We start from the raw sequence: 21975 nt of genomic DNA on the forward strand, positions 1-21975 counted from the left end.
CTGATTCCCTTCCTTTGTTCCCCATTTTTTCCAATCAAAATGCGATTTTTGCTATTTTACGTTGTTTTCGCCAATCCCTTGTTACACCTGATTTGATGGCGCATTTTTTTATTTAGAACCGAGATTACTGAATGAATTGGAAGACGGCACCGAGGAACTATTGGGCAATTTGACAGAGGAAGAATCTGATATTGAAGAATTAGCTGCCGGCGCAGAAGAGTTAAATACCGGAAGCGATGAAGTTGAAGAAGGTGCCAATGATGTGCTTGCCGGATTGTTAGATGCCCAAGCAGGGGCAGGAGAGTTGCAAGAAGGAGTAGCACAATTTGAGGAATTTCTGCCAATTCTTGAAGATCTCTTAGGAGAAGAAGCGGCGGAAGGAATTGGAGAACTAATAGAAGGCGTCGATCAATTGAATGCAGGAATTGATGAGTTAGTCGTTGGACAGACTGATCTTGTAGACGGAGCAGAGGACTTATCCGCTGGAGCTTCTCAGGTAGCTGATGGAACTGCTTCAGTAAATGATGGGTGGGGAGAACTGATCGTCGGAGCCACCGAACTAAATGACGGGGCATCTCAAGTCAATGAAGGCACGAGTTCTGTAGAAAGCGGTTGGAATGAATTAACCGTCGGAGCCACCGAACTGAATGACGGAGCATCCCAAGTCAATGAAGGCACGGGTTCTGTGGAAAGCGGCTGGGATGAATTAACCGTCGGAGCCACCGAATTGAACGATGGAGCATCTCAAGTTAATGAAGGCACGGGTTCTGTGGAAAGCGGCTGGGATGAACTAACTGTTGGTGCCACCGAACTGAACGACGGAGCATCCCAAGTCAATGAAGGCACGGGTTCTGTAGAAAGCGGCTGGGATGAACTAACTGTTGGTGCCACCGAACTGAACGACGGAGCATCCCAAGTCAATGAAGGCACGGGTTCTGTAGAAAGCGGCTGGGATGAATTAACCGTCGGAGCCACCGAATTGAACGACGGAGCTATTCAAATCAATGAAGGTACGTATGCTGTAGAAAGCGGCTGGGGCGAACTAACCGAAGGTGCCACCGAACTGAACGATGGATCATCCGAACTCAGCGATGGCACAGACTCCGTTGAAGCCGGTTGGGCTGATTTAACCGATGGTGCCAATCAGTTAAATGACGGGGCAGAAGAATTGTATGATGGCAGTGATGAATTACATTCGAGCTTACAGGATGGAGCCGATGAGGTCGCGGCGACTTCAACTGAAGATGATAACGTGGAGATGTTTGCCTCCCCGGTTCAGGGAACGGGAGAACAGGTTAACGCATTTTCTGAATATCGCCAATCTGAGGCACCTTATGTGTTATCCATTGCTCTGTTTGTCGGAGCATTATTGATCTCTTTCGTGGTCAATTTCCGTAAACCAGAAGTGGTTCCAACTTCAGGTTTTCAGTGGTTTGCCGGGAAGTTCACGATTATTGCTTCACTTGCAATTGCTCAAGCAGTCTTGCTTTCCGTTATCACAGTTATACTTGGAACACCGGTTGCAAGCTTTTTAAACTTATTATTGTTTGCTATATTCGTCAGTATAACATTTGTGGCGATTGTTCAACTGCTTGTATCTGTCGCAGGGCTTATTGGAAAATTCCTTGCCGGAGCCTTGATTCTTGTGCAATTGCAGTTGACAGGAGGTCCGCTCCCGATTGAATTGCTACCCGCTTCTTTGCAGTGGATAAGTCCAATGCTCCCTATGACTTACTCCATTGAAGGGTTCAAATCGGTCGTTAACGCTGGGTCACTTGATGGAGGTAGTATAATCGCTTTATCCTTGTTCTTGATGATTTGTGCAGTAGCCACCCTTATCTATTTCCTAGTTGCATTTTCTAGAAAAAGGGAAAAAGATGAGGATGAAACTGAACGTGTAACCGCGTAAATGATTTGTGAAAAGAAACATTAATAAGAGCGTTAAAAGCCCTGTCTCGATGAAAAGAGACAGGGCTTTTTAGGCCATCCGATAATCTAAAAATTTTCCTGGAACCATTGGCTTGCTGCCTCGACCTCTGTTTTTGTCAGTTGATGGCCGGTGTTCTCCCAAAATAATTCAACATTCGATCCTGCGCTTTCCAGGGTGGAAGCGAGTTCTTCTGTCTCTTCCGGGCGGCAGATGGGATCTTGTTTACCGGCCCCGATAAATACAGGGACATCTTTTAGTGAAGGGAGCTCGACATTCCGCAAAGGCACCATCGGATGATGCAGCACCGCACCTTTTAGTACATTTTCATAATGATAAAGCAAGCTGGCCGCGATGTTGGCACCATTAGAATATCCGACAGCGACAATTTGCTTGCGGTCAAAGCCGTATTTTTCCGCGCTTTCGTCGAGAAAATCCGCAAGTTCTTTCGTTCGAGCCACAAGATCTTCTTCGTCAAATACACCTTCGGCCAGGCGCCTGAAAAATCTGGGCATGCCACCTTCGGATACATTTCCGCGCACGCTTAAGACCGACGACGATGGAGAAATCATTTGTGCTAACGGCAACAAGTCGTTTTCATCTCCTCCGGTTCCGTGCAAGAGTAAAAGGACCGGTCCTTCTGTGTTCGTACCTTCTTTGAAAATATGATGCATGTGTCTGTTCCTCCTCTATGAGCGTTTGGTGTCCAGTGGTTTTAGTTTCGCTTCAATTTGTTCCCGTTGCGGCTCGAGGTAAGGTGGCAAGGCCAAAGATTCGCCCAAATGTGCCAAATCTTCATCTGTGTCAAAACCGGGTCCATCCGTTGCGAGCTCAAAAAGGATACCATTCGGCTCACGGAAATAAAGGGAACGGAAATAATAACGTTCTACAAAACCCGAATTCGGCAGGCCGGTATCATCAATGTGGGAGATCCATTTTCTTAATGCATCCTCATCATCGACGCGAAAGGCTACGTGATGAACGCCGCCTCTTCCTTGACGTTCAAAAGGGAGTTCGGGAGCGTGCACGATATGCACTTCCGACCCTGTTCCGCCTTTGCCAGTCTCAAATACGAGCACTTCCCTGTCTTTCAGCGTATAGTCTACATTTTCTTTTCTGCGATAGCCCATGACTTTTGTCAGGATTTCAGCCGTAGGTTTCGGATCGCGCACGGTGAGATGAATCGGCCCCAGACCAATGATGCCGTATTTTTGCGGCACCGGGCTTTCGTTCCAAGGAACGCCTCCAGGGACGCCTTTATTCGTTTCATCAGAGACAAGGAGGAGACGTTGCCCTTCAAAATCCTCAAACGAGAGTGCATTTCGACCGGCGCGCACTTCAATGTTTCCGTGTGAAACGTCGTATTGCTCAAATCGTGATTTCCAATAATCAAGCGCCTCATCATTTTTTACGCGCAAAGAAGTTCCGGAAATACTGCTTGCTCCACGCTTGTTTGGCGCGGCCATCGGAATTTCGAAAAAGGTTAGCTCCGTTCCGGGATTGCCCCGTTCATCTCCGTAAAAAAGATGATAAACGCTGACGTCGTCTTGATTGACCGTTTTTTTAACGAGGCGCATCCCCATGATTTCGGTATAGAATTCCACGTTTTTGGCCGCATTGGCGGTGAGCGCCGAGAGGTGATGGATGCCTTTTAATTCCATAAATCTTCCCCTCCTTGCTTTTGTAATTTCGTTAAAAGATGAAGCAGTTGCACTTGTTCGTCTTTGTTCAACGCTTGAAATTGGGACGCTTGAAATTGTTCTTGTTTTGGAACCACCTCTTGGTAGAGTTCCGTCCCCTGCGTTGTTAATGTAATATATTTTGTTTTCCACTCTTGCCTGCGTGTAATGAGTTTTCTGTTTTCCATACGTTTGATTAATTGGGTGATGTTCCCTTTCGAAACGAGTAATTTTTGTGCGAGTTCCTGTTGGGTGATCGGTTGACTGGCACCGATTTGAACGAGCAGATCAAATTGGGCGATCGATAAGCCGTAGGGATCCAGATGCTGATTGGACGCTTTGACACTTTGCTGAAAAAAACGCGCAAGCCTGAACCACAAAAGGAGTCCTCGTTGCTTATCGTGTTTCGATAACCGCATGACGTCCCTCCTTCACATTCAGTTTATAACTAAACTGATGACATGTCAACTAATGGGATTCGCTTAAAACACATGCATAAAAAGTAAAGATAGCGGGTAAAGCAAACGAGAGATGACCAGATGGGAGGTTGCAAGATGAGATATCGCCAATTAGGAAAAACCGGGATTGAGCTTTCGGAAATAAGCTTAGGAACGATGAGTTTACCCCTGGATCAAAAAAAAGCCACCGCCATTGTGGATGCCGCGTTGGAAAAAGGGGTGAACTATTTCGATACCGCCGATTTGTATAAATATGGGGAAATTGAAGAAATGCTCGGTAAGATCATCAAAGGGCGGCGAGATGATTTTATTTTGGCTTCCAAAGGAGGAAACCATTGGGAGAAAGGAAAAGATAATTGGTTTTGGGATCCTTCAAAAGCGTATATAAAAGAAGCATGCAAGGCCAGTTTAGGGCGGCTCGGCATCGATTATCTTGATGTTTACCAACTGCATGGCGGAACGATAGAGGATCCGATCGACGAAACAGTGGAAGCATTTCAGGAACTTCAGCAAGACGGTTACATCCGGGAATGGGGCATTTCATCCATTCGTCCGAATGTGATTAAAAGATACGCGGGCGCGGGGATCTCCAGCGTAATGATGCAGTACAGTTTGCTTGACCGGCGCCCGGAAGAAGAAATACTTGATTTTTTATATGATCAAGGGATTAGTGTTATCGTTCGCGGACCGGTTGCAAAAGGGATGCTGAGCATGAAGGCTGAAGAAAAAGTGCCGGAGAACGGCTTCCTTGGACACACACGAGCAAAAGTCATGCGTGCCGCTGAAAAAGTGCAGCAAATACGAGGCGTGGAAGCGGCCGCGCAAACGGCAATTCAATATGTGTTGAAACATCCGGCAGTTACCTCGGTAACGACTGGGGCAAGTACACCGCAGCAAGTGTTTGAAAATATCGGCGCATCCGAATTAAAACCGTTAACGGAAAAAGAATATGAGCGATTGCAAAACAGTATCCCCGCAGAGGTTTATGAACAGCATCGCGTGTAGGAGAACCAGAATATCGGGCGTTACATTTGACACTTATCATGTAGCTTGATAAAATTTATCTTGGAGTCAAGATAAATAATCCGAAAGCAGTGACTACTATGGAAGAACAAGATTTATCGCTAAAATTGCTCGTCGTATTAATGAAGGCTGAACATGCAGTCGCGGGTGCAACCCAAGCGGATATGAAGCGCTACGGATTAACCCCGTCAGAGTTTGCGGTCTTGGAATTATTGTACCATAAAGGCGATCAACCGATTCAACAACTTGGAAAGCGGATCTTGTTAACGAGTGGAAGCCTTACCTATGTCGTTGACAAGCTAGAGAAAAAAGAGTTGTTGGAAAGGGTCCGGTGCAAGGAGGATCGCCGTGTCGTTTATGCGTCCATTAATGAAGAGGGAAAAGCATTTATGGCACGTGTGTTTCCGCAGCATCGGGAGTCTGTCCATAAAATGTTCGAGCAATTGAGTAATGAAGAAAAAGAAACGATGATCAAGTTGCTGAAGCGAGTAGGATTGTCTCTTGGTGAGTAAACTAGCGTCAGAGCGGACACACCCCGTAGTAAACATAAGGAGGAAGATCAATGAGTAACTTAAAAGTTGCCGTCATCTATTACAGTTCCACAGGAACGAACTATCAAATGGCCCGTTGGGCCGAGGAAGCCTTGAAAGAAGCGGGCCATGAAGTAAAAGTCGCTCGTGCGCAAGAACTAGCGCCGGCCGAAGCGATCGCGCAAAATCCAGCTTGGGAACAACACCTCGAAGAAACGAAAGATGTTCCCGTCGCAACACCGGATGACCTTGATTGGGCAGACGCCTTTATTTTCAGCACGCCGACACGTTTCGGGAATGTCCCGGGACAAGTAAAGCAATTGCTTGACCAAGGCGGCGGTCTTTGGGCTCAGGGGAAACTTGTCAATAAAGTCGTCAGTGGCATGTCTTCCGCCCAGAACCCGCATGGCGGCCAGGAGGAAACCGTTCATGCCCTTTATACCACGATGATGCATTGGGGTGCGATTATCGTGCCACCGGGATACAGCAACGAAGTGATTTTCAGCTCCGGCGGTAACCCGTACGGCACTTCCGTTACGGTTGACGGCGAAGGCAATATGCAAGAAGACATCGAGGAAGCGGTCAAACACCAAGCACGACGAACAGCAGAAGTCGCTACTTGGGTGAAAAACGGCCAGCAGTAAATGAAGAAAAACCAAGCCTGATTTTGGGGCTTGGTTTTTTGTATCGGAAAAGGCGTAGTCAGTAATGGCTGCGCCTTTTCTTTATGAAAAAATCTTGTCGATGTGTTCAATCTCATGATTCGTCAGTTGAACATCTGCTACCTTTAGATTGTTCATCACTTGTTCCGGTCGTTTTGCACCGGGAATAATCGCGTCGAGCGATGGGCGCGAGAAATACCAAGCAAGGACAACGTGCGCGATTTCAGCATCTTTTTCCGAGGCGATATCACGTAGTCGGTCCACTTTTTCCAAGTTATGTTTGAAATTCTCGCCTTTAAAACTCGGTCTTTTGGCACGGACATCCGAAAACGTATCGTTTTCATTATATTTTCCTGCCAATAAACCGGACTCCAGCGGGAAGTAGGGGATGAATGTAATGCTTTCCTGTGCAGTATAAGGAAGGAGCGTCTGTTCAGCTTCCCGATGCAACAAATTGTATTCCCCTTGAAAAACGTCTACATATCCGTCTTTGTTGGCTTCTTTCAACTGATCGATGGAAAAGTTGGATACGCCGATGGAGCGGATTTTTCCATCGTCTTTCAACTCTTTTAATGCACCGATCGCCTCATCTTTCGGTGTCTCCTTATCCGGGTAATGAATGTAAAATAAATCGATGTAGTCGGTATTGAGACGCTTCAAACTATTGTCCACCGCTTGTTTTAGGAAAGACGGTGAATTGTCCATTACCATCTCTTCTCCCGCGAATTTAAGACCGCCTTTTGTGGCAATCACGATGTTGTCCCGATTGTATTCGCCTGCCACTTCTCCAATCAACTCTTCAGAACGTTCAGGCCCATAGATCAAAGCAGTGTCGAGGTGATCGATACCATTGTCGAGTGCGGCACGGACCATATCTTTCCCTTGTTCTTCATTCAACATGTCAGGGTAAATGTTATGCCCGCCAACTGCGTTTGTTCCAAGCCCTATTGGATGGACAGATACGTCCGATTTCCCTAAATGTATACGATTTGTCATAAAGTGTTCACTCCTTATGTTCGTCATGCTGGTGCAATTGCCACTCTACCCCGAAGTGCTGATTGGTTAAACATCGTGAATAAGAGATAACACTTAAGGGGATCATAATGTTCGCTAATGTTTGCAGGAGGGGGTTTATTTTCATGGCTTCAAGTGACAGCACCGCAATGGACACGCAGCCGGCAATGGAACATATCATAATATTGCGAGGCGCCGTTATTCGGAGTTTGCTCGTTTATGCATTTATGTTTATCACGATTTTTGTTTTGTTGCGGTTTTATGTAGATCTATTAACAGGAGAACACCAATTGGTGATGCTCGGTCCTCTCGATGCGTTAAGGCTTTATTTTACCTTATCGGGGGTTCTGGGGCTCGGTTTGTCTGCGCCGTACTTGGCGTTTGAGGCTTGGCGTTTTGTGAAACCGGCCTTGAGTGAAAAAGAAGCTGCTGCTCTGTTTAATTATATACCGGCGATTTTCGTTTGTTTTATTACCGGGCTGGCTTTTGGTTTTTTTATCATCCATCCGCTCGCGTTTTCATTTCTCATGAACCTGGGAGATGTACACTTTGAGATGATGATTACTGCCCAGGAGTACTTTTCTTTTATGGTGATGTCCACTTTGCCTATAGGGTTTTTGTTTGAATTACCGGTCGTGCTTATGTGTTTGACTTCATTTGGGCTGCTTAATCCTTATTCGTTAAGAAACGTTCGAAAATATGCGTATTTCGCTTTGTTTTGCATTTCTGTGTTGATCACACCGCCGGACTTTTTAACGGATGTTCTCATCGTTCTTCCTTTTATTCTCTTGTATGAGATCGGGATTATGGTATCGATCGGGGTGTATAAACGCAAGCAGGAAGAAGAAACCACAGAGGCTTGATTGTTTAACCGGCATCTTTTCCGGGGAATATGACCTCTAGGAAAAATGTCTGGACGAGTGATTTGAATGAGCGAAAAAATTTTCATCAGTCCAAGCAAATATGTACAGGGAAAAGATATCGTCGATTCGGCTGGGAAATATGTAGCCGGCCTCGGACAGAAAGCATTGGTCATCGCCGATGAAGTGGTATGGGACATCGCCGGGAACCGTGTGACCGGAAGTCTTAAAGAGGCTGGGATTGAAACCATTGAGGAAAAATTCTCTGGGGAAGCATCCGACACTGAAATTGAGCGAATTGCTGATGTTGCGAACGAAAATAACGCGGATATCGTGGTTGGTGTCGGGGGCGGAAAGGCACTGGACACGACCAAAGGCGTACGTGACACTGTTGATGATGCCGCCTGTGTTATCATCCCAACGACCGCTTCAACGGATGCGCCGACAAGCGCCCTTTCCGTTATTTACTCAGAAGACGGGGTCTTTGAACGCTATCGTTTTTTCAAAACAAATCCCGATCTTATCCTCGTTGATCCGAAAGTAGTCGCGGGCGCTCCTCCGCAGCTGTTGGCTTCCGGTATTGCTGATGCCCTTGCAACTTGGGTCGAGGCACGTGCCACGCATGAAGGGCGAGGAACGACGATGGCCGGCGGACAAGCAACCATTGCCGGACAAGCTATCGCCAAAAAATGTGAAGAAACATTGTTTGATTACGCGCTGCTTGCCTATGAAGCGAATAAGCGCCAAGTCGTTTCGCATGCACTTGAGCAAGTCGTGGAGGCTAATACGTTGTTAAGCGGTCTCGGATTTGAAAGCGGCGGAATTAATCTTGCCCACGCCGTCCACAATGGATTTACCGTTTTAGATGGGGATATCCACCATAAAAGCCACGGGGAAAAAGTCGCGTTCGGCATCCTCACCCAACTCACTTTGGAAGCCCGCAATCAATCGGAAATTAATCGCTATATCGAACTGTTGGAAAAACTAGGCTTACCCACGACTTTCGAAGACCTTCATATTGAAGGAATCGAACGCGAAGAGCTCTTGAAAGTCGCGGAAACCGCCATGCAAGAAGGAGAAAGCAGCCATAATATGCCTGGAGTGCCTGCTCCTGATGACGTTGTTGACGCGATGATCTCCGCCGATCAGTATTCGAAAGCGTATAAGGAAAATCGCTGATAAAAAATGCATTTTTTGATTCCATGGAGACGGATATAGAAATTGCCATGGTTTACCGTATAACCCAAAAAATGCAAGCAAAAGAACGATCCCTGCGCGATGGCAAGGATCGTTCTTTTTATTCGAGTGTTTCAGCCAATGTATTATAATAATCACAAATGGCTTCCAATCCTTTGTCGAAGTTTTCAAGGTGGAAATGCTCATTCGGCGCATGGAAATTCTCCGTGGGAAGCCCGAATCCCATTAAAACGATCGGGATGTCAAGCATGTCGCTGAACGTTTCCGCGATCGGGAGGGATCCCCCCATCCGCGTGTAGGCAGTTTCCGCGCCATACGCTTTTGAAAGTGCGGCACCTGCGGCTTGAATCGCGGGATGATCGAAAGGGGTTACGAAAGGCTTCCCCTTGTCAAAATGGGTCGTTTCAACAGTGACAGCGCGAGATGCATGCTGTTCAATATGTTTTTCGAGGAGTTGCAAAATGTGATCGGGATCTTGTCCTGGAACGAGTCGGCAGCTGATCTTCGCGCTTGCTTTCGATGGCAGGACAGTCTTGATGCCCTCACCTTGAAAACCGCCGTGCATGCCGTTAATCTCAAGCGTTGGCCGCACCCACGTCCGTTCCAAGAATGTGTATCCCTCTTCTCCGTAAAGTGCCGGTACATCCAGTTCGGCGCGGGTGGCTTCTTCATCATATTTAAGCGCGTCATAGGCTTCTTTTTCCTCAGCTGTCAACGCGATAACGTCATCATAAAAGCCGTCAACACTGATACGCCCCTTGTTATCATGCATGGATGCAAGTAAGTCGGCGAGTGCATGTAACGGATTTGGAACGCCGCCGCCGTAAAGTCCCGAGTGCAGATCGCCTTTCGCACCGCTCACATCGATTTGCAGCCCGGCAAGACCACGCAGTCCGTAGCAAACCGTTGGTTGCCCCTTTTCAAGCATCGGGTTATCGGAAATGACGAGGACATCGGCGGACAGCATTTGTTGATGTTTGTCAACGAAATCATCAAGATGCGGGCTGCCGATTTCTTCTTCGCCTTCAATGCAAAATTTTACGTTCACTGGTAATTCCCCATACGTTTCCATTAACGTTTCCACAGCTTTGAGGTGCATGAATACTTGCCCTTTATCATCCGTTGCCCCTCGAGCATAGATTTTTTCGTCACGGATATCTGCTTCAAAAGGGGGTGTTTCCCATAATTCAAGCGGATCCACTGGCTGTACGTCATAATGCCCATAAATGAGCACGGTCGGTTTCCCTGCTGCGTGCAGCCAATCGCCGTAAACGACCGGATGTCCTTCCGTCGGCATGATGTCTACGTTTTCCATGCCGATTTTTTTTAACGCGTTTGCTATCCACGCGGCCGCTTCCTCCACATCTTTTTTATGTTCCGGCAATGCGCTGACGCTCGGGATCGCCAGTAAATCTTTTAGCTCATTCAGATGTCGGTCTCTTGCTGATTGTAAGGCTGTTTTTACATCTTGCATGTCGAATCCTCCTCATCGAACTTCCTATTCATATCTATTGTAACGGAAGTTTGAAGGGTTCGGAAGCCATTGCTGAAATAAAGACCCAGGGAGCAACAGATCGATCTTGTCTATCCATCCCCATTAAACTATAATTTTATGCAAGCGTTTACATAGAAAGGAGACATTTAATATGTCCAACTTCGGAAACCAAATTCAATACCAAATCTATGCCACGATGCAAAACCCTAATCCGAACAGACTTCCCGTGATTTATGAGGAATGGGAAGCACGGGCACGCGAGATATTGGACGATGGGCCGTTTTACTACATAGCCGGGGGTGCAGGTGGAGAGAGCACAATGAAGGAAAATCTACAAGTTTTTGATCGTTGGAAAATCACGCCGAGAATGCTTCGGGATGTGCAAGATCGTGATTTAACAGTTAATTTATTCGGGAAAACCGCTCCTTTTCCTTTTTTGCTGGCGCCCATAGGGGTTCAATCGATCATTCATCCGGAAGGGGAACTCGCCTCCGCGAAAGCGAGCGCAAAACTGGGTGTTCCTTATATAGCAAGTTCTGCATCGACAAAATCAATGGAAGAGATCGCGGAAGTTATGGGAGACGCGGAACGGTGGTTCCAATTGTATTGGAGCAAAGATCCGGATGTGACGGCTAGTTTTCTGCAACGGGCAGAGGCATCGGGCTATTCCGCCATTGTCGTGACGTTGGACACGCCAATGCTGGCATGGCGGGAAAGGGACTTAAAAAATGTCTATTTGCCGTTTTTGATCGGGGAAGGCATCGGTAATTATTTCACCGATCCTGCTTTTCGTTCCAAGCTTTCCACCTCCCCCGAAGAAGATCCGACGGCGGCCATCATGCACTGGGCGCAAACGTTTGGCAATCCCGGCTTAACGTGGGAGGATCTTGGATTTTTACGGGAACATACACATTTGCCAATCTTGTTAAAAGGGATTCTCCATTCCGATGATGCAAAACAAGCCGCAGATTACGGTGTCGACGGTGTCATTGTTTCAAATCATGGCGGTCGGCAAGTTGACGGTGCGGTGAGCGCTATTGAAGCACTCCCCGATATATCTGATGCAGTTGGCAACCAAATACCTATTTTCATGGATAGCGGAATACGAAGGGGTGCCGATGTGGTGAAAGCCCTTGCTCTTGGCGCTAAGGCAGTATTGGTAGGCAGGCCGCCGATGTATGGCTTAGCCGTGGCAGGAGAAAAAGGCGTGAAAGAAGTCCTGCAAAACATGATCGCGGATATGGACATGACGATGGCACTTTCGGGCAAAAATGCCGTTACTGATATCGATGCCTCCATGCTTACGGAATAAAGGCGCATAGCTTTTGTCTTGGAACAAATAGATCTACTTTCAATTAGAAAATTAATAAAATCGAAAAATTTGTCTTGAGAATCTACGAATAAACGGATACAATAAAGGAGAAATAGAGAAAGGTCAAATTGTCATTAAAATCAGACGGGGAGGTCAATATTTTGAAAAAATTTAAGCGTAAACTTGTAGGTGGTGTGCTCGTTCTTTCATTGAGCGGCGTACTTGCGGCTTGTACAGACGATCCGCAAGATGCTGATGAAGACAACGGCGAGGGCGACGCGGCGGAAAACGGCGAAGATGCGGAAGAAGACGGTGATGAAGATGAAGCAGAGGCTGGAGAAGGCGGGGACTTGATTTTAGCGATGGGATCGGATGCTGTCGATCTTGATCCTCACGGGTCCAACGACACATCCTCGACACATGTGCGTTATCAAATTTACGATAAACTCGTGGATTTTGATGAAAATATGGACATACAGCCGGAGTTGGCGGAAGGTTACGAGCAAATTGAAGATGATACATGGGAGTTCAATTTAAAAGAAGACGTCACCTTTCATGACGGGGAACCGTTTGATGCGGAAGACGTTGTAGCTACGCTTGAACGTGTCACAGACCCTGATTTTGCTTCTGAAAAAGCGTTTTTGTATGAGATGATTGAAGATGTGGAAGCGGTCGATGATAATACCGTGCATATTACGACTGACTATCCTTTTGCGCCATTGGATGCTCACCTTGCCCATGATGGCGGTGGAATGATGAGCGCGGCAGCCATTGAAGAAGAGGAGGACGGGGAGCGTAACCTTGATACCGAACCAGTAGGTACAGGCCCGTTTGAATTGGAAAATTGGGACCAGGGCAATGAAGTCGTGCTTACACGGTACGATGAATATCACGGAGGAGCTGTCTCCCTTGATTCAGCCACATTTCAAGTCGTGGATGAGCAATTAACCCGAACCAGTATGCTGGATAATAACGAAGCCCATATTGCGGATGACATTGAACCTACACAAATGGACCAATTGGAAAATATGGATGGCGTAAACGCTTCATCCGTGGAAAGTGTACGGATGGACTACATTGGCATGAATAATGAATCGGAACCTTTTGACGATCGGGATGTTCGTCGCGCCCTTAACATGGCAGTGGATAAAGACACGATCATTGAAGGGATCTTTGAAGGATATGGAGAAGAAGCGATTGGCGCTTTAAACCCACTCGTTTTTGGTTACAGTGACGATTTGGAACCGATAGAATACGATCCTGATGAGGCACAGTCCTTGTTGGAAGACGCGGGTTACGAAGATGGATTTGAAGCGACGCTTCTCGTTGAAGATGTCGATCAGGTGAATTTGCAAATTGCTGAAATTATTCAGGATGATTTGCAAGACATCGGTGTGGATATTTCCATTGAGCAACAAGAATGGGGTGCTTTGCTTGATACAACCGCCGAGGGCGAATTTGATATGGTCATGCTCGGCTGGACGACCGTTACCGGTGACGCAGACTATGCAATGTATCCACTGTTTCATTCCGACAACCACGGTGCTCCGGGAAATCGAACATTTTATGATAATGAAGAGGTTGATGATCTCTTGATTGATGGTCGTCAAGCAAGTGACGACGAGGAGCGAATTGAGATTTATACAGAAGCACAGCAAACCATCATAGATGACGCGACGATGCTTCCGTTGATCCACGATGATTTCCGCGCGGGGATTTCCGATAGTGTTGAAGGAATCATCCACAAGTCGGACGCTATTTTTGATTTACGTGAAGTTGAACTCGTCGACGATGATGTGGAAGGCGATGGATACTAATCGTATATTCAACTGAGTCGGGAGCCTTTCTGAGGCTTCCGCTTTTTTATGGAGGGGTGATTTTCGTGAAAAGAGGCAAGCGGCTCATCGCGGGGGCCTTTCTCTTTTGCCTGATATCGGCTTGACGGTCGAAACGCCTTTCGAAGATTCTTTTGCGACAGTGAGATCCTTTATGTTTGAAGGGAGCATCGATGATTATCTTTGGTTGATTCTTGATACCGATCAAGAAGATGATACCGCAGTGGGCAGTGAGTCGTTTGAATATTTTGTTCCGGTTGATGAGGGTGGTTCTTTGGGGCCAGTGATGATCATCTAGTCATGATCCAAGTCGAAAAAGAGGGGGAAGAATCCCAATTGACGACCCCGGTTGAAAACGAGGAATTCAGCACAGAAGTGCCTTTAAACTTAGGGGAGGGTATCCATACGATCAATGTCATGGTTTATATAGAGGAAGAAGACCTTTATTATGATGCCGCTTATATGCTGGCTGTTACACCTTCTGATTTTTTGAATGGCTGAAATAATGCGGATTTTGGTTGATATCAAGGCGTTTTCGGCTGATAAACGATAGCTGTATTCATATCAAAGCCGGGATTGGGTCAAGTTAAGGGTAAGCGTAACGTTTAATTTGACCGAAAGGATCCCGGATACTTTATGAAAAAATACAGCGTGTTAATCAGTTCGATTGTTATTATTTTAATTTTGGTGGGGATTGGGTTTTTACTTCCTGATCAATTGGAGCGTTTTACCGGGAGCTTGCAGCTCCTTATTAGTGAAACATTCGGTTGGTATTACCTTTTGCTCGTTACTCTATTTTTACTTATCAGTTTGTATTTCCTTATCAGCCCGGCTGGGAAGCTAAAGTTGGGAAAGCCGGAGGAGGAACCTGAATTTGGAAGGCTTTCCTGGATTACAATGTTATTTAGCGCAGGGTTGGGGATCGGTCTTGTTTTTTTTGGCGCTTACGAACCTTTAAGCCATTACGCCATGCATTCACCCACGGGGGAGATTGGCACTCCGGAAGCAGCGACTAATGCATTAACGTTTACCTTCTTCCATTGGGGATTGCACGGGTGGGGTGTATATAGCATTCTTGCTTTGGCACTAGCCTTTTATCATTTCCGTAATGACCAGCCTGCTTTACTCAGTTCGACGGTACAGCCAATCTTTCGGGGGAAGGTGAATGGGATTGTCGGCAAGGTAATTGATATTATTGCGGTTATCGCAACGGTGATCGGTGTCGCAACCTCTCTTGGTTTTGGGGCGGCGCAATTAAACGGCGGCCTCTCCTACTTATTTGGGTTGTCTGCAACTTTTTTTAACCAAGTGATCATCGTCCTCATTATTACCGTCCTTTTTATGATTTCGGCATGGTCGGGGGTGGCGAAGGGCATTCGTATCTTAAGCAATGTGAACATGCTTATCACGGCAGTGCTGTTTATTCTCATGTTGGTCATTGGTCCGACAATTTTCAATTTAAACCTTTTTACCGATACGCTTGGGAATTATATTCAAACGTTGCCGCGAATGAGCTTTCGTATTGCGCCGTTTGATGAGGAAATAAGGGAGTGGATCAATAGTTGGACACTCTTTTACTGGGCGTGGTGGATTGCTTGGGCTCCTTTTGTGGGAACATTTATCGCGCGAGTGTCCCGAGGGCGGAGTGTGCGTGAATTCGTATTTGCAGTTCTGCTCGTGCCATCGCTTATTGTTTTTATATGGTTTACCGTTTTTGGCGGCTCGGCCATCAATGTGGAGCAAAGCGGTGTGGATTTGGCATCATTATCAGAGGAACTTGTGTTATTTGGCATGTTTATGAGCGGAGACTTCGGGATGCTGTTGTCGATACTGGCCATGGTGATGCTCGTGATCTTTTTTGTTACTTCGGCAGATTCAGCGACGCTTGTTCTGGGGATGTTCACCACCAATGGATCAGATAAACCGCCTCAACGATTAAAGTTGATTTGGGGGGTATTGCTATCCGTCACCGCTCTCGTATTGCTGTATTCCGGTGGATTGCAAGCATTGGAAAACGCGTTAATTATCGCTGCATTGCCTTTTTCCATCGTCATGTTATTGATGACTTTAGGCCTAATTGCCGTTATGACGAAAGAAGGAAAAAAAGCCCGGAACAAGTGATTTCCCGGGAAATAATTTGGACGGTTCATTAATTCGAAACGAGACGCAAGCCAACAATGGCAATAATAACGAGTCCGATGAAAACTAAACGCAGACGGCCTTTAGATTCATTGTAAAAAATCATACCAACGAGGGCGCTCCCGACGGTACCGATTCCCGTCCATACTGCGTAAGCGACGCCTAACGGGATAACGTCCATCGCGATGGAAAGCAAAGTGAAACTGATGAGGAATCCGCCAATAAGAACGGCAAAACCCACGTATTTTTGCCCTTTTGTAATCATTTGGATGCCGGTCACGCCGACGACTTCAAAGAGCCCTGCAATAATCAGTGCAATCCAGCTCATGAGGGTGTCCTCCTCGGTTCTTTTTCACCGGTGACCATTTTTAATCCGATCACCCCAACGAGGAGCAGCGCGACAAAAAAGAGCATCCAAATATTGATAGGCGCGCTGAAAAAGATGATATCGACAAGAACCGTACCGACCGTTCCCAAACCGACAAATACGGCGTACACGGTGCTGGTAGGCAGCGCCATCGCTGATTTTATCAGCAACCCGAAACTAACAATAATAGCTATAACCGTCAGCGTCCACGTGGTAAAATCATTCGCATATTTCAATCCGGTCGCCCAGCCTACTTCAAATATAGCGGCAATGACAACGAGAAGCCACTGTCCGTTCATATTCATTTGCAAACACCTCTATTTTTGGTATGATATCTCTGCAAACTAACGGTAGTTAGTTTAACACGGACGTCCGAATTTGACAATTGATGAGCTGTAAAGGGGGAGGAAGACATGGCAGCGAATACGAGGGAGAAAATTATCCAGGCGGCACTTGCTTCATTTGCCACCCGTGGATATGAAGGCACAACGCTTTCCCAAATTTCAGATTTGGTCGGGATTCAAAAACCGTCCCTGTACAATCATTTTTCCGGAAAAGCTGAACTTTTTTTAACAGTCGCCGAAAAAGTCTTGCATGAAATGCTGGACGTCATGGGAGGCAGTTGGGAAAAGCACAAAGATGAAGATGTTGGCAAACGGTTATACCTAGTCTTAGCGGAGAGCACATCCTTTATTATTCAGGAGCACGAAGGCATGATTTATAGGCGCTTATTGCTATTTCCGCCATTAGATCTTAAAGAGGATTTACAAGCGTTGGTTCAAAATGGGGATCAAACGATTGATTACCTTTTAGAAATCATATATGACAAAGCGAAACATGAAGGGGCTATCACTGACTTGCATTTCTCCGTGTTCAAAGCATCTTTTTATTGTTTAATGGACGGTTTATTTACAGAAAGCATTGTTTATGAGGAAAAAGAGTTTCGCGAGCGTTTTGAAGGAGCATGGCAGGTTTTTTGGCGTGGAATATCTGCTGGATGAAAAAGAAGGTGGTGTTCCGCTAATTAGCGGATTTAGATAACTGTTCCATCATAACTTGAAAACACATGAAACCCATTGTAGACTTAACAAAACATAATTTGGATGGTGTTTCCTTTTGCAGGTAAAGACAGTGCTAATCACGGGAGCGTCAAATGGGATCGGCAGGGAGTATGCCTATTATCTCGCGGAAAAAAGGTATAATGTGATCCTGGTCTCCCGTTCAAAAAACAAGTTAGACCAGTTAGCGGCAGATCTTCAAAAACGCTATAACGTAGATGCTACCGTAATCGTCCAAGATTTGAGCGAAGAATGGTCTGCCATGGATATATATGAAAAAGTAACGGAAAAAAACCTTCCCGTCGATATGTTGATCAATAACGCTGGTTTTGGTACAACAGGTACCTTTTTGGGCAGTTCCGAAACGGATACCCATAAACAAGTCATGCTCAATGTGAATGCGGTCGTGAACATGACCCAAAAGTTTCTTCCGGATATGGAAAGGAAGGGCTCGGGAGCAATCATCAATATCGCGTCAACATCTTCCTTTTTGCCTATCCCCTATATGAGTGTTTATGCAGCGACGAAATCCTTCGTGTTATCTTTTTCCGAAAGTTTACATAAAGAGTATAGGAAAAAAGGGATACGAATCTTGGCCGTTTGCCCCGGTACCACTCAAACCGATTTTTTTGATTCAGCCCCCGATACGATTAAAGCAGGCGGGATGCGAACGACCCGGCAAGTGGTCCATACCAGCTATAAGGCACTGAACAAAGGAAAAAATTATGTCGTAGACGGGAAGCTCAATTATCTTATTTCATTATCACCTAGAATTTTCTCCCGAAGATCCATGTTAAGAATTACGGCAGCCATGATGAGAAGAAATATGTCGCGGTCTAATACCGAATAGTCCTCGCATAATAGGAAAAAATTCGTTAAAACACGTATAAATATCTGCTAGATCTCCCAAACTATGATTAACCTAAACGTTGGGAGGATTTACCATGAACAAATCAGATTTGGTAAAAGTCGTTGCCGATAAAAGCGACCTTACAAAAAAACAGGCGGAAATCGCGGTAAACGCCACGTTTGATGCCATCACGGAAAATTTGCAAACGGGTGAACGTGTTCAACTGATTGGCTTTGGACAGTTTGAAACGAGAAAGCGCGAGGCGAGAAAAGTACGCAACCCGCGGACGGGCGAAGAAATTCAAGTCGCCGCAAGCCACGCACCCGCGTTTAAACCGGGCAAACGATTAAAAGAAGCCGTGAATGTATAGGGAAGAGTTTTGGCCGCTTCAAAAGAAGCGGCCGATTTCTTTTTAATGATGGAAAATATGTTACAGTAAATGAAGATGTTCGTATTTCTAAGAATCGAGGGAGAAAAGATGTCCAAGGCAAAGGCATACCTTTGTGCACTGTCGGGAGCTGCCGCGTGGGGACTGATCGGTATTTTTGTTGCCCCTCTGTATGCGCGCGGGTTTACGGCTTGGGATGTAGTTGCGATTCGTGCAGTCCTTTCCTTTGTTTTTCTTTTTTTATTGATGCTTCTTTTTTTTCGGCCGCAATTGCGTACATATTTTCGTGATCACTTGTTCTTCGCCGGGGCCGGGATTTTGAGCATGGCTTTTTTTAATTACTTTTATTTTGAAGTGTTTGCGCAATCGTCCTTGTCACTTGCAGTTACGTTGTTGTATACAGGACCGTTGTTTGTCACGTTGTTGTCCCGTCTTTTTTTCAAAGAGCCGTTTACTCCCCGGAAAATGTTTGCTTTATTTTTGGCGATTATCGGCTGCGCCTTCGTCGTCGGACTGCTGCCGTTCGGAGAAGCGCAAGTGCCGCTTCAAGTGCTCGTTATGGGGATTTTATCCGGCTTTTGTTACGCGCTTTACAGTATTTTCGGGAAAGCGGTTAGCCATCGGTATTCAGCATTCACAATTACGACGTATACTTTTTTTTACGCCGGAATTTTCATGGTGATAACGAGCGATGTGTGGGGGAAATTAGATGCGTTCGTTTATCCGGATGTTTGGATTTCCGCACTTTTACTTGCAATCGTATCGACGGTTCTAGGCTATTTGCTTTATACGACGGGGTTAAAACATATCGAGGCAAGCAAGGCATCCATCTTGGCGACTGTTGAACCGATTGTGGCAGTCATCACCGGTGTTCTTTTCCTGGGGGATTATCTCTTGTTCTGGCAAGTGCTCGGCATCGTGTTAGTGTTGTATTCTGCTATACTTGTAACCCAAAACTCCCATAAAATAAGAAAAAGGAAGGCAGGCGTTCAACAATGAATGAGGGGCAGCAACGAGCCAACATCCAGACTGGCGCTGACGTCGAAATCGTATTAAAAAAAGACCAACGAACGGGAAAAAGAACCAAGGGAACCGTGAAGGAGATTTTAACAAATGCCCCGACGCATCCCCATGGCATTAAAGTGAAATTGATGGATGACCAAGTCGGAAGGGTCAAAAAAGTGAATGCTTGATGGAAAAAAGGGCAGCATGCGGTGTCGATAACCGGTGAGCTGTCCTTTTTAACGATTCTTTTTTAGCATAAAAGCGAGCACAATACCTGCAACCGCAAACAAAAAGGCGACAAAAAAGGCATGAGACACGCCTTCCAAAAAGTTCAGCGCATCTGTAGTTCCACTTTCAGCGGCTTGCCGGCTGATGAATGAAATAGTAAAGGTGAGACCTAATGATCCCCCGAATTGACGGGCTGTATTGATAATCGCCATGCCGTGGGCGACCAAGGCATCCGGCAATGCGTTAATGCCCGTCGTCATAATCGGCATGTTAATGAGCGCGACGCCCCCCCCATGGCGAACATAAACAATATAGCTCACTAGCTTTGCATTAAAGCAAAACACTACTTGTCAAGCAAAATGACTCGAAATCCGATAAAAAATTCATGGGATTTCTGACCAAAAAATCATAAAAAAACCTTATAATGAGAGGGAACGGTGGTCCACGTCCAAATCTCTCACTATAAGGAGCTCACATGGACAAGGATACCACAACAACCACATTTAAAGAAGCCTTACACCCATTAAATATCACGAAGATATTGCAGGAATTTTTAGGCTTAGATCGATACGTTAAGAAATTTACGTTTGAAAAATGGGTCGCTTTGATGATTTTTGCCCAGATTGAGCAAATTCCGAGCGGCAAGCAGTTAGCGTTAAAACTCAACAACAAGGAAGAACTCCAAAAATGCTTGAATCTTTCTTCAATCAGTGCTTCGCAGCTTTCGCGTCGGTCTCGTACCATAGATTCCGATGTTAATCAGGCCTTATTTACCGATGTCGTGAGCCGAATGAAGCGAGAGATTCATCCTCGTGATCGCTTGCAGGTGATGAGCCCCATCTATCTTGTGGATGCTTCAATCATTCCGCTCTGCCTTTCCCTCTGTCGATGGGCGACCTATCGTCCCAAACAGGGAAAGGGCGGCCTGAAAATTCATATGAAGGTGGCTTGTCTTCCGGATGGAACCGCACCAGAGGACGCTGTTCTCAAGCCGGCCATTCATGCCGATCGTACGGAAATGAATGAGCTGATCACGGAAGAAGGCGCTCTGTACTTGTTTGATCGTGGCTACAATGATTATGAAGCCTTTGATCGGTACTGTGACCCGGACATCAATATTCGATTCATCACCCGTGTCAAAAGCAATGCAGTGTTCGATGTGATCGAAGAACTTCCGGTGAATCCGGACGGCCCCATTACCCGTCATGCTCGTATTCGGTTAGGCGGCGGGAAAAAGAAAATGAAGCATCCCCTGCGCTTAATTGAAACGCATGACAGTGAAGGCAATCTCATTCAACTCATCACAAACGACAAAGCGTATGAGACCGAGGACTTAGGCGAGCTTTATCGCAAGCGCTGGCATATTGAACTCTTTTTCAAATGGGCCAAGCAGCACTTACAAATCCAATCGTTTTACGGAACGAGCCCCAATGCTGTGTATAACCAAATTTGGATGGCATTAATCACTTATTGCTTGCTTCGGCTTCTTCAGGCACGGACAGGTTGTACACAATCGCTGTTCCATCTGTTGCTCTGTGTACGGGATAATTGCTTCAAGCCCTTCCAAGAACTGGTGAAACATCTGCATCGCAAGCCTACGCGAACGAGCAAAGGACGGCAACGATCCGACCCTGAAAGGGAATTCCGGCGGTTTGTCGAGCTTGTGGAGAAGGAGGGAATGGAAAGCGCGGAGGCTTTATATGCAGATATTCACTGTGGATAATTTTTAGAAATCATGATATCTTCTGATAATGTGGATCGTGGACGACCGCCACCACCCCCTTAGCTTTTTTTCAAAAAACATCCAGAAGTATATATCTGAATATGCGTAATAATATGTTAATAAATTCAGAGAGCACTTGACATTTCTTAGTGGATTTTATGCAACGCTAATGAATATAGCTACAAAATTAAAAGTATAAGGGCTTCACATCCTTTCGTGCAACTG

At 46.0% G+C, this 21975-nt stretch carries 25 protein-coding genes; 17 read left to right on the forward strand and 8 right to left on the reverse strand.

What is annotated here, in order from left to right; all coding sequences use genetic code 11:
- Window positions 1-160 precede the first annotated feature (160 nt).
- Window positions 161-1909 carry a YhgE/Pip family protein gene (locus tag EPH95_RS15535; RefSeq protein ID WP_160141812.1) on the forward strand — a complete coding sequence of 583 codons (1749 nt, stop codon included), beginning with the start codon at window positions 161-163 and terminating at the stop codon, window positions 1907-1909.
- 86 nt (window positions 1910-1995) lie between these two features.
- On the opposite strand, the gene EPH95_RS15540 is transcribed toward EPH95_RS15535, so the two are convergent.
- Genes EPH95_RS15540 through EPH95_RS15550 form a run of 3 tightly spaced genes read right to left on the reverse strand, consistent with a single transcriptional unit; the run spans window position 1996 to window position 4025 of the window.
- Window positions 1996-2601 (reverse strand): alpha/beta hydrolase, encoded by a 606-nt coding sequence (locus EPH95_RS15540; RefSeq protein ID WP_142090934.1) that lies wholly within the window; start codon window positions 2599-2601, stop codon window positions 1996-1998.
- 15 nt (window positions 2602-2616) lie between these two features.
- Window positions 2617-3588, reverse strand: coding sequence for a ring-cleaving dioxygenase (locus EPH95_RS15545; protein WP_142090935.1), 972 nt, complete (start codon window positions 3586-3588; stop codon window positions 2617-2619).
- Complete coding sequence (locus EPH95_RS15550; protein WP_142090936.1) at window positions 3579-4025, reverse strand: MarR family winged helix-turn-helix transcriptional regulator; 447 nt, start codon at window positions 4023-4025, stop codon at window positions 3579-3581. Before EPH95_RS15550 ends, EPH95_RS15545 begins: the two co-directional genes overlap by 10 nt.
- 135 nt (window positions 4026-4160) lie before the next feature.
- Here EPH95_RS15550 and EPH95_RS15555 point away from each other — a divergent pair, with 135 nt between their 5' ends.
- From EPH95_RS15555 to wrbA, 3 genes are all read left to right on the forward strand, one after another.
- Window positions 4161-5069, forward strand: a complete 909-nt coding sequence (locus EPH95_RS15555; RefSeq protein WP_142090937.1) for an aldo/keto reductase — start codon at window positions 4161-4163, stop codon at window positions 5067-5069.
- A gap of 98 nt (window positions 5070-5167) precedes the next feature.
- Window positions 5168-5599: a MarR family winged helix-turn-helix transcriptional regulator gene (locus tag EPH95_RS15560; protein WP_142090938.1), complete on the forward strand. Its 432-nt coding sequence runs from the start codon at window positions 5168-5170 to the stop codon at window positions 5597-5599.
- A gap of 50 nt (window positions 5600-5649) precedes the next feature.
- A complete protein-coding gene (gene wrbA / locus EPH95_RS15565) occupies window positions 5650-6261 on the forward strand; it encodes an NAD(P)H:quinone oxidoreductase (protein WP_142090939.1) in 612 nt (203 codons plus the stop codon).
- A gap of 81 nt (window positions 6262-6342) precedes the next feature.
- On the opposite strand, the gene EPH95_RS15570 is transcribed toward wrbA, so the two are convergent.
- A complete protein-coding gene (locus EPH95_RS15570) occupies window positions 6343-7275 on the reverse strand; it encodes an aldo/keto reductase (RefSeq protein WP_142090940.1) in 933 nt (310 codons plus the stop codon).
- A gap of 143 nt (window positions 7276-7418) precedes the next feature.
- On the opposite strand from EPH95_RS15570, the gene tatC reads away from it, so the two are divergent.
- Both tatC and EPH95_RS15580 read left to right on the forward strand, forming a co-directional pair.
- The gene (gene tatC / locus EPH95_RS15575; protein ID WP_227003942.1) at window positions 7419-8156 is read left to right on the forward strand and encodes a twin-arginine translocase subunit TatC; all 738 of its coding nucleotides are present in this window, start codon (window positions 7419-7421) and stop codon (window positions 8154-8156) included.
- A gap of 66 nt (window positions 8157-8222) precedes the next feature.
- Entirely contained in the window at window positions 8223-9332 is a 1110-nt protein-coding gene (locus EPH95_RS15580) for a glycerol dehydrogenase (protein ID WP_142090941.1), read from the forward strand.
- 118 nt (window positions 9333-9450) lie between these two features.
- Here the strand turns inward: EPH95_RS15580 and EPH95_RS15585 are convergent, their stop codons facing one another.
- Window positions 9451-10824, reverse strand: a complete 1374-nt coding sequence (locus tag EPH95_RS15585; RefSeq protein WP_142090942.1) for a dipeptidase — start codon at window positions 10822-10824, stop codon at window positions 9451-9453.
- Between the two features lie 172 nt (window positions 10825-10996).
- Between EPH95_RS15585 and EPH95_RS15590 the strand changes: the two genes are divergently transcribed.
- From EPH95_RS15590 to EPH95_RS15610, 5 genes are all read left to right on the forward strand, one after another.
- Window positions 10997-12157, forward strand: a complete 1161-nt coding sequence (locus tag EPH95_RS15590; protein WP_142090943.1) for a lactate 2-monooxygenase — start codon at window positions 10997-10999, stop codon at window positions 12155-12157.
- Window positions 12158-12318: 161 nt separating this feature from the next.
- Entirely contained in the window at window positions 12319-13974 is a 1656-nt protein-coding gene (locus EPH95_RS15595; RefSeq protein ID WP_142090944.1) for a glutathione ABC transporter substrate-binding protein, read from the forward strand.
- A 106-nt stretch (window positions 13975-14080) separates the two neighbouring features.
- Window positions 14081-14290 carry a hypothetical protein gene (locus tag EPH95_RS15600; protein ID WP_142090945.1) on the forward strand — a complete coding sequence of 70 codons (210 nt, stop codon included), beginning with the start codon at window positions 14081-14083 and terminating at the stop codon, window positions 14288-14290.
- Between the two features lie 2 nt (window positions 14291-14292).
- On the forward strand, window positions 14293-14493 hold the full coding sequence (locus EPH95_RS15605) for a hypothetical protein (RefSeq protein ID WP_142090946.1): 201 nt from the start codon (window positions 14293-14295) through the stop codon (window positions 14491-14493).
- A 135-nt stretch (window positions 14494-14628) separates the two neighbouring features.
- Window positions 14629-16113, forward strand: coding sequence for a BCCT family transporter (locus tag EPH95_RS15610; RefSeq protein WP_142090947.1), 1485 nt, complete (start codon window positions 14629-14631; stop codon window positions 16111-16113).
- A gap of 28 nt (window positions 16114-16141) precedes the next feature.
- Here the strand turns inward: EPH95_RS15610 and EPH95_RS15615 are convergent, their stop codons facing one another.
- Window positions 16142-16459 carry a DMT family transporter gene (locus EPH95_RS15615; RefSeq protein WP_142090948.1) on the reverse strand — a complete coding sequence of 106 codons (318 nt, stop codon included), beginning with the start codon at window positions 16457-16459 and terminating at the stop codon, window positions 16142-16144.
- A complete protein-coding gene (locus tag EPH95_RS15620) occupies window positions 16456-16797 on the reverse strand; it encodes a DMT family transporter (protein WP_142091645.1) in 342 nt (113 codons plus the stop codon). The genes EPH95_RS15615 and EPH95_RS15620 overlap by 4 nt, the downstream gene beginning before the upstream one ends.
- A gap of 114 nt (window positions 16798-16911) precedes the next feature.
- Here EPH95_RS15620 and EPH95_RS15625 point away from each other — a divergent pair, with 114 nt between their 5' ends.
- The 5 genes from EPH95_RS15625 (at window position 16912) to EPH95_RS15645 (ending at window position 19987) form a co-directional block, all read left to right on the forward strand.
- Complete coding sequence (locus EPH95_RS15625; RefSeq protein ID WP_142090949.1) at window positions 16912-17499, forward strand: TetR/AcrR family transcriptional regulator; 588 nt, start codon at window positions 16912-16914, stop codon at window positions 17497-17499.
- Window positions 17500-17614: 115 nt separating this feature from the next.
- On the forward strand, window positions 17615-18406 hold the full coding sequence (locus tag EPH95_RS15630) for an SDR family NAD(P)-dependent oxidoreductase (protein ID WP_142090950.1): 792 nt from the start codon (window positions 17615-17617) through the stop codon (window positions 18404-18406).
- 94 nt (window positions 18407-18500) lie between these two features.
- Window positions 18501-18776, forward strand: a complete 276-nt coding sequence (locus EPH95_RS15635) for an HU family DNA-binding protein (RefSeq protein ID WP_142090951.1) — start codon at window positions 18501-18503, stop codon at window positions 18774-18776.
- Between the two features lie 69 nt (window positions 18777-18845).
- Complete coding sequence (locus EPH95_RS15640) at window positions 18846-19793, forward strand: EamA family transporter (protein ID WP_227003943.1); 948 nt, start codon at window positions 18846-18848, stop codon at window positions 19791-19793.
- Complete coding sequence (locus tag EPH95_RS15645; RefSeq protein ID WP_142090953.1) at window positions 19790-19987, forward strand: YwbE family protein; 198 nt, start codon at window positions 19790-19792, stop codon at window positions 19985-19987. Before EPH95_RS15640 ends, EPH95_RS15645 begins: the two co-directional genes overlap by 4 nt.
- A 48-nt stretch (window positions 19988-20035) precedes the next feature.
- Here EPH95_RS15645 and EPH95_RS15650 read toward each other — a convergent pair whose 3' ends face one another.
- The gene (locus tag EPH95_RS15650; protein ID WP_142090954.1) at window positions 20036-20347 is read right to left on the reverse strand and encodes an MFS transporter; all 312 of its coding nucleotides are present in this window, start codon (window positions 20345-20347) and stop codon (window positions 20036-20038) included.
- A gap of 155 nt (window positions 20348-20502) precedes the next feature.
- Here EPH95_RS15650 and EPH95_RS15655 point away from each other — a divergent pair, with 155 nt between their 5' ends.
- Window positions 20503-21750, forward strand: a complete 1248-nt coding sequence (locus EPH95_RS15655) for an IS4 family transposase (protein ID WP_142089778.1) — start codon at window positions 20503-20505, stop codon at window positions 21748-21750.
- The last annotated feature ends 225 nt before the right edge of the window (window positions 21751-21975 follow it).

The sequence above is a fragment of the Salicibibacter halophilus genome, from assembly GCF_006740705.1.
Taxonomy (GTDB): Bacteria; Bacillota; Bacilli; order Bacillales; family Marinococcaceae; genus Salicibibacter; species Salicibibacter halophilus.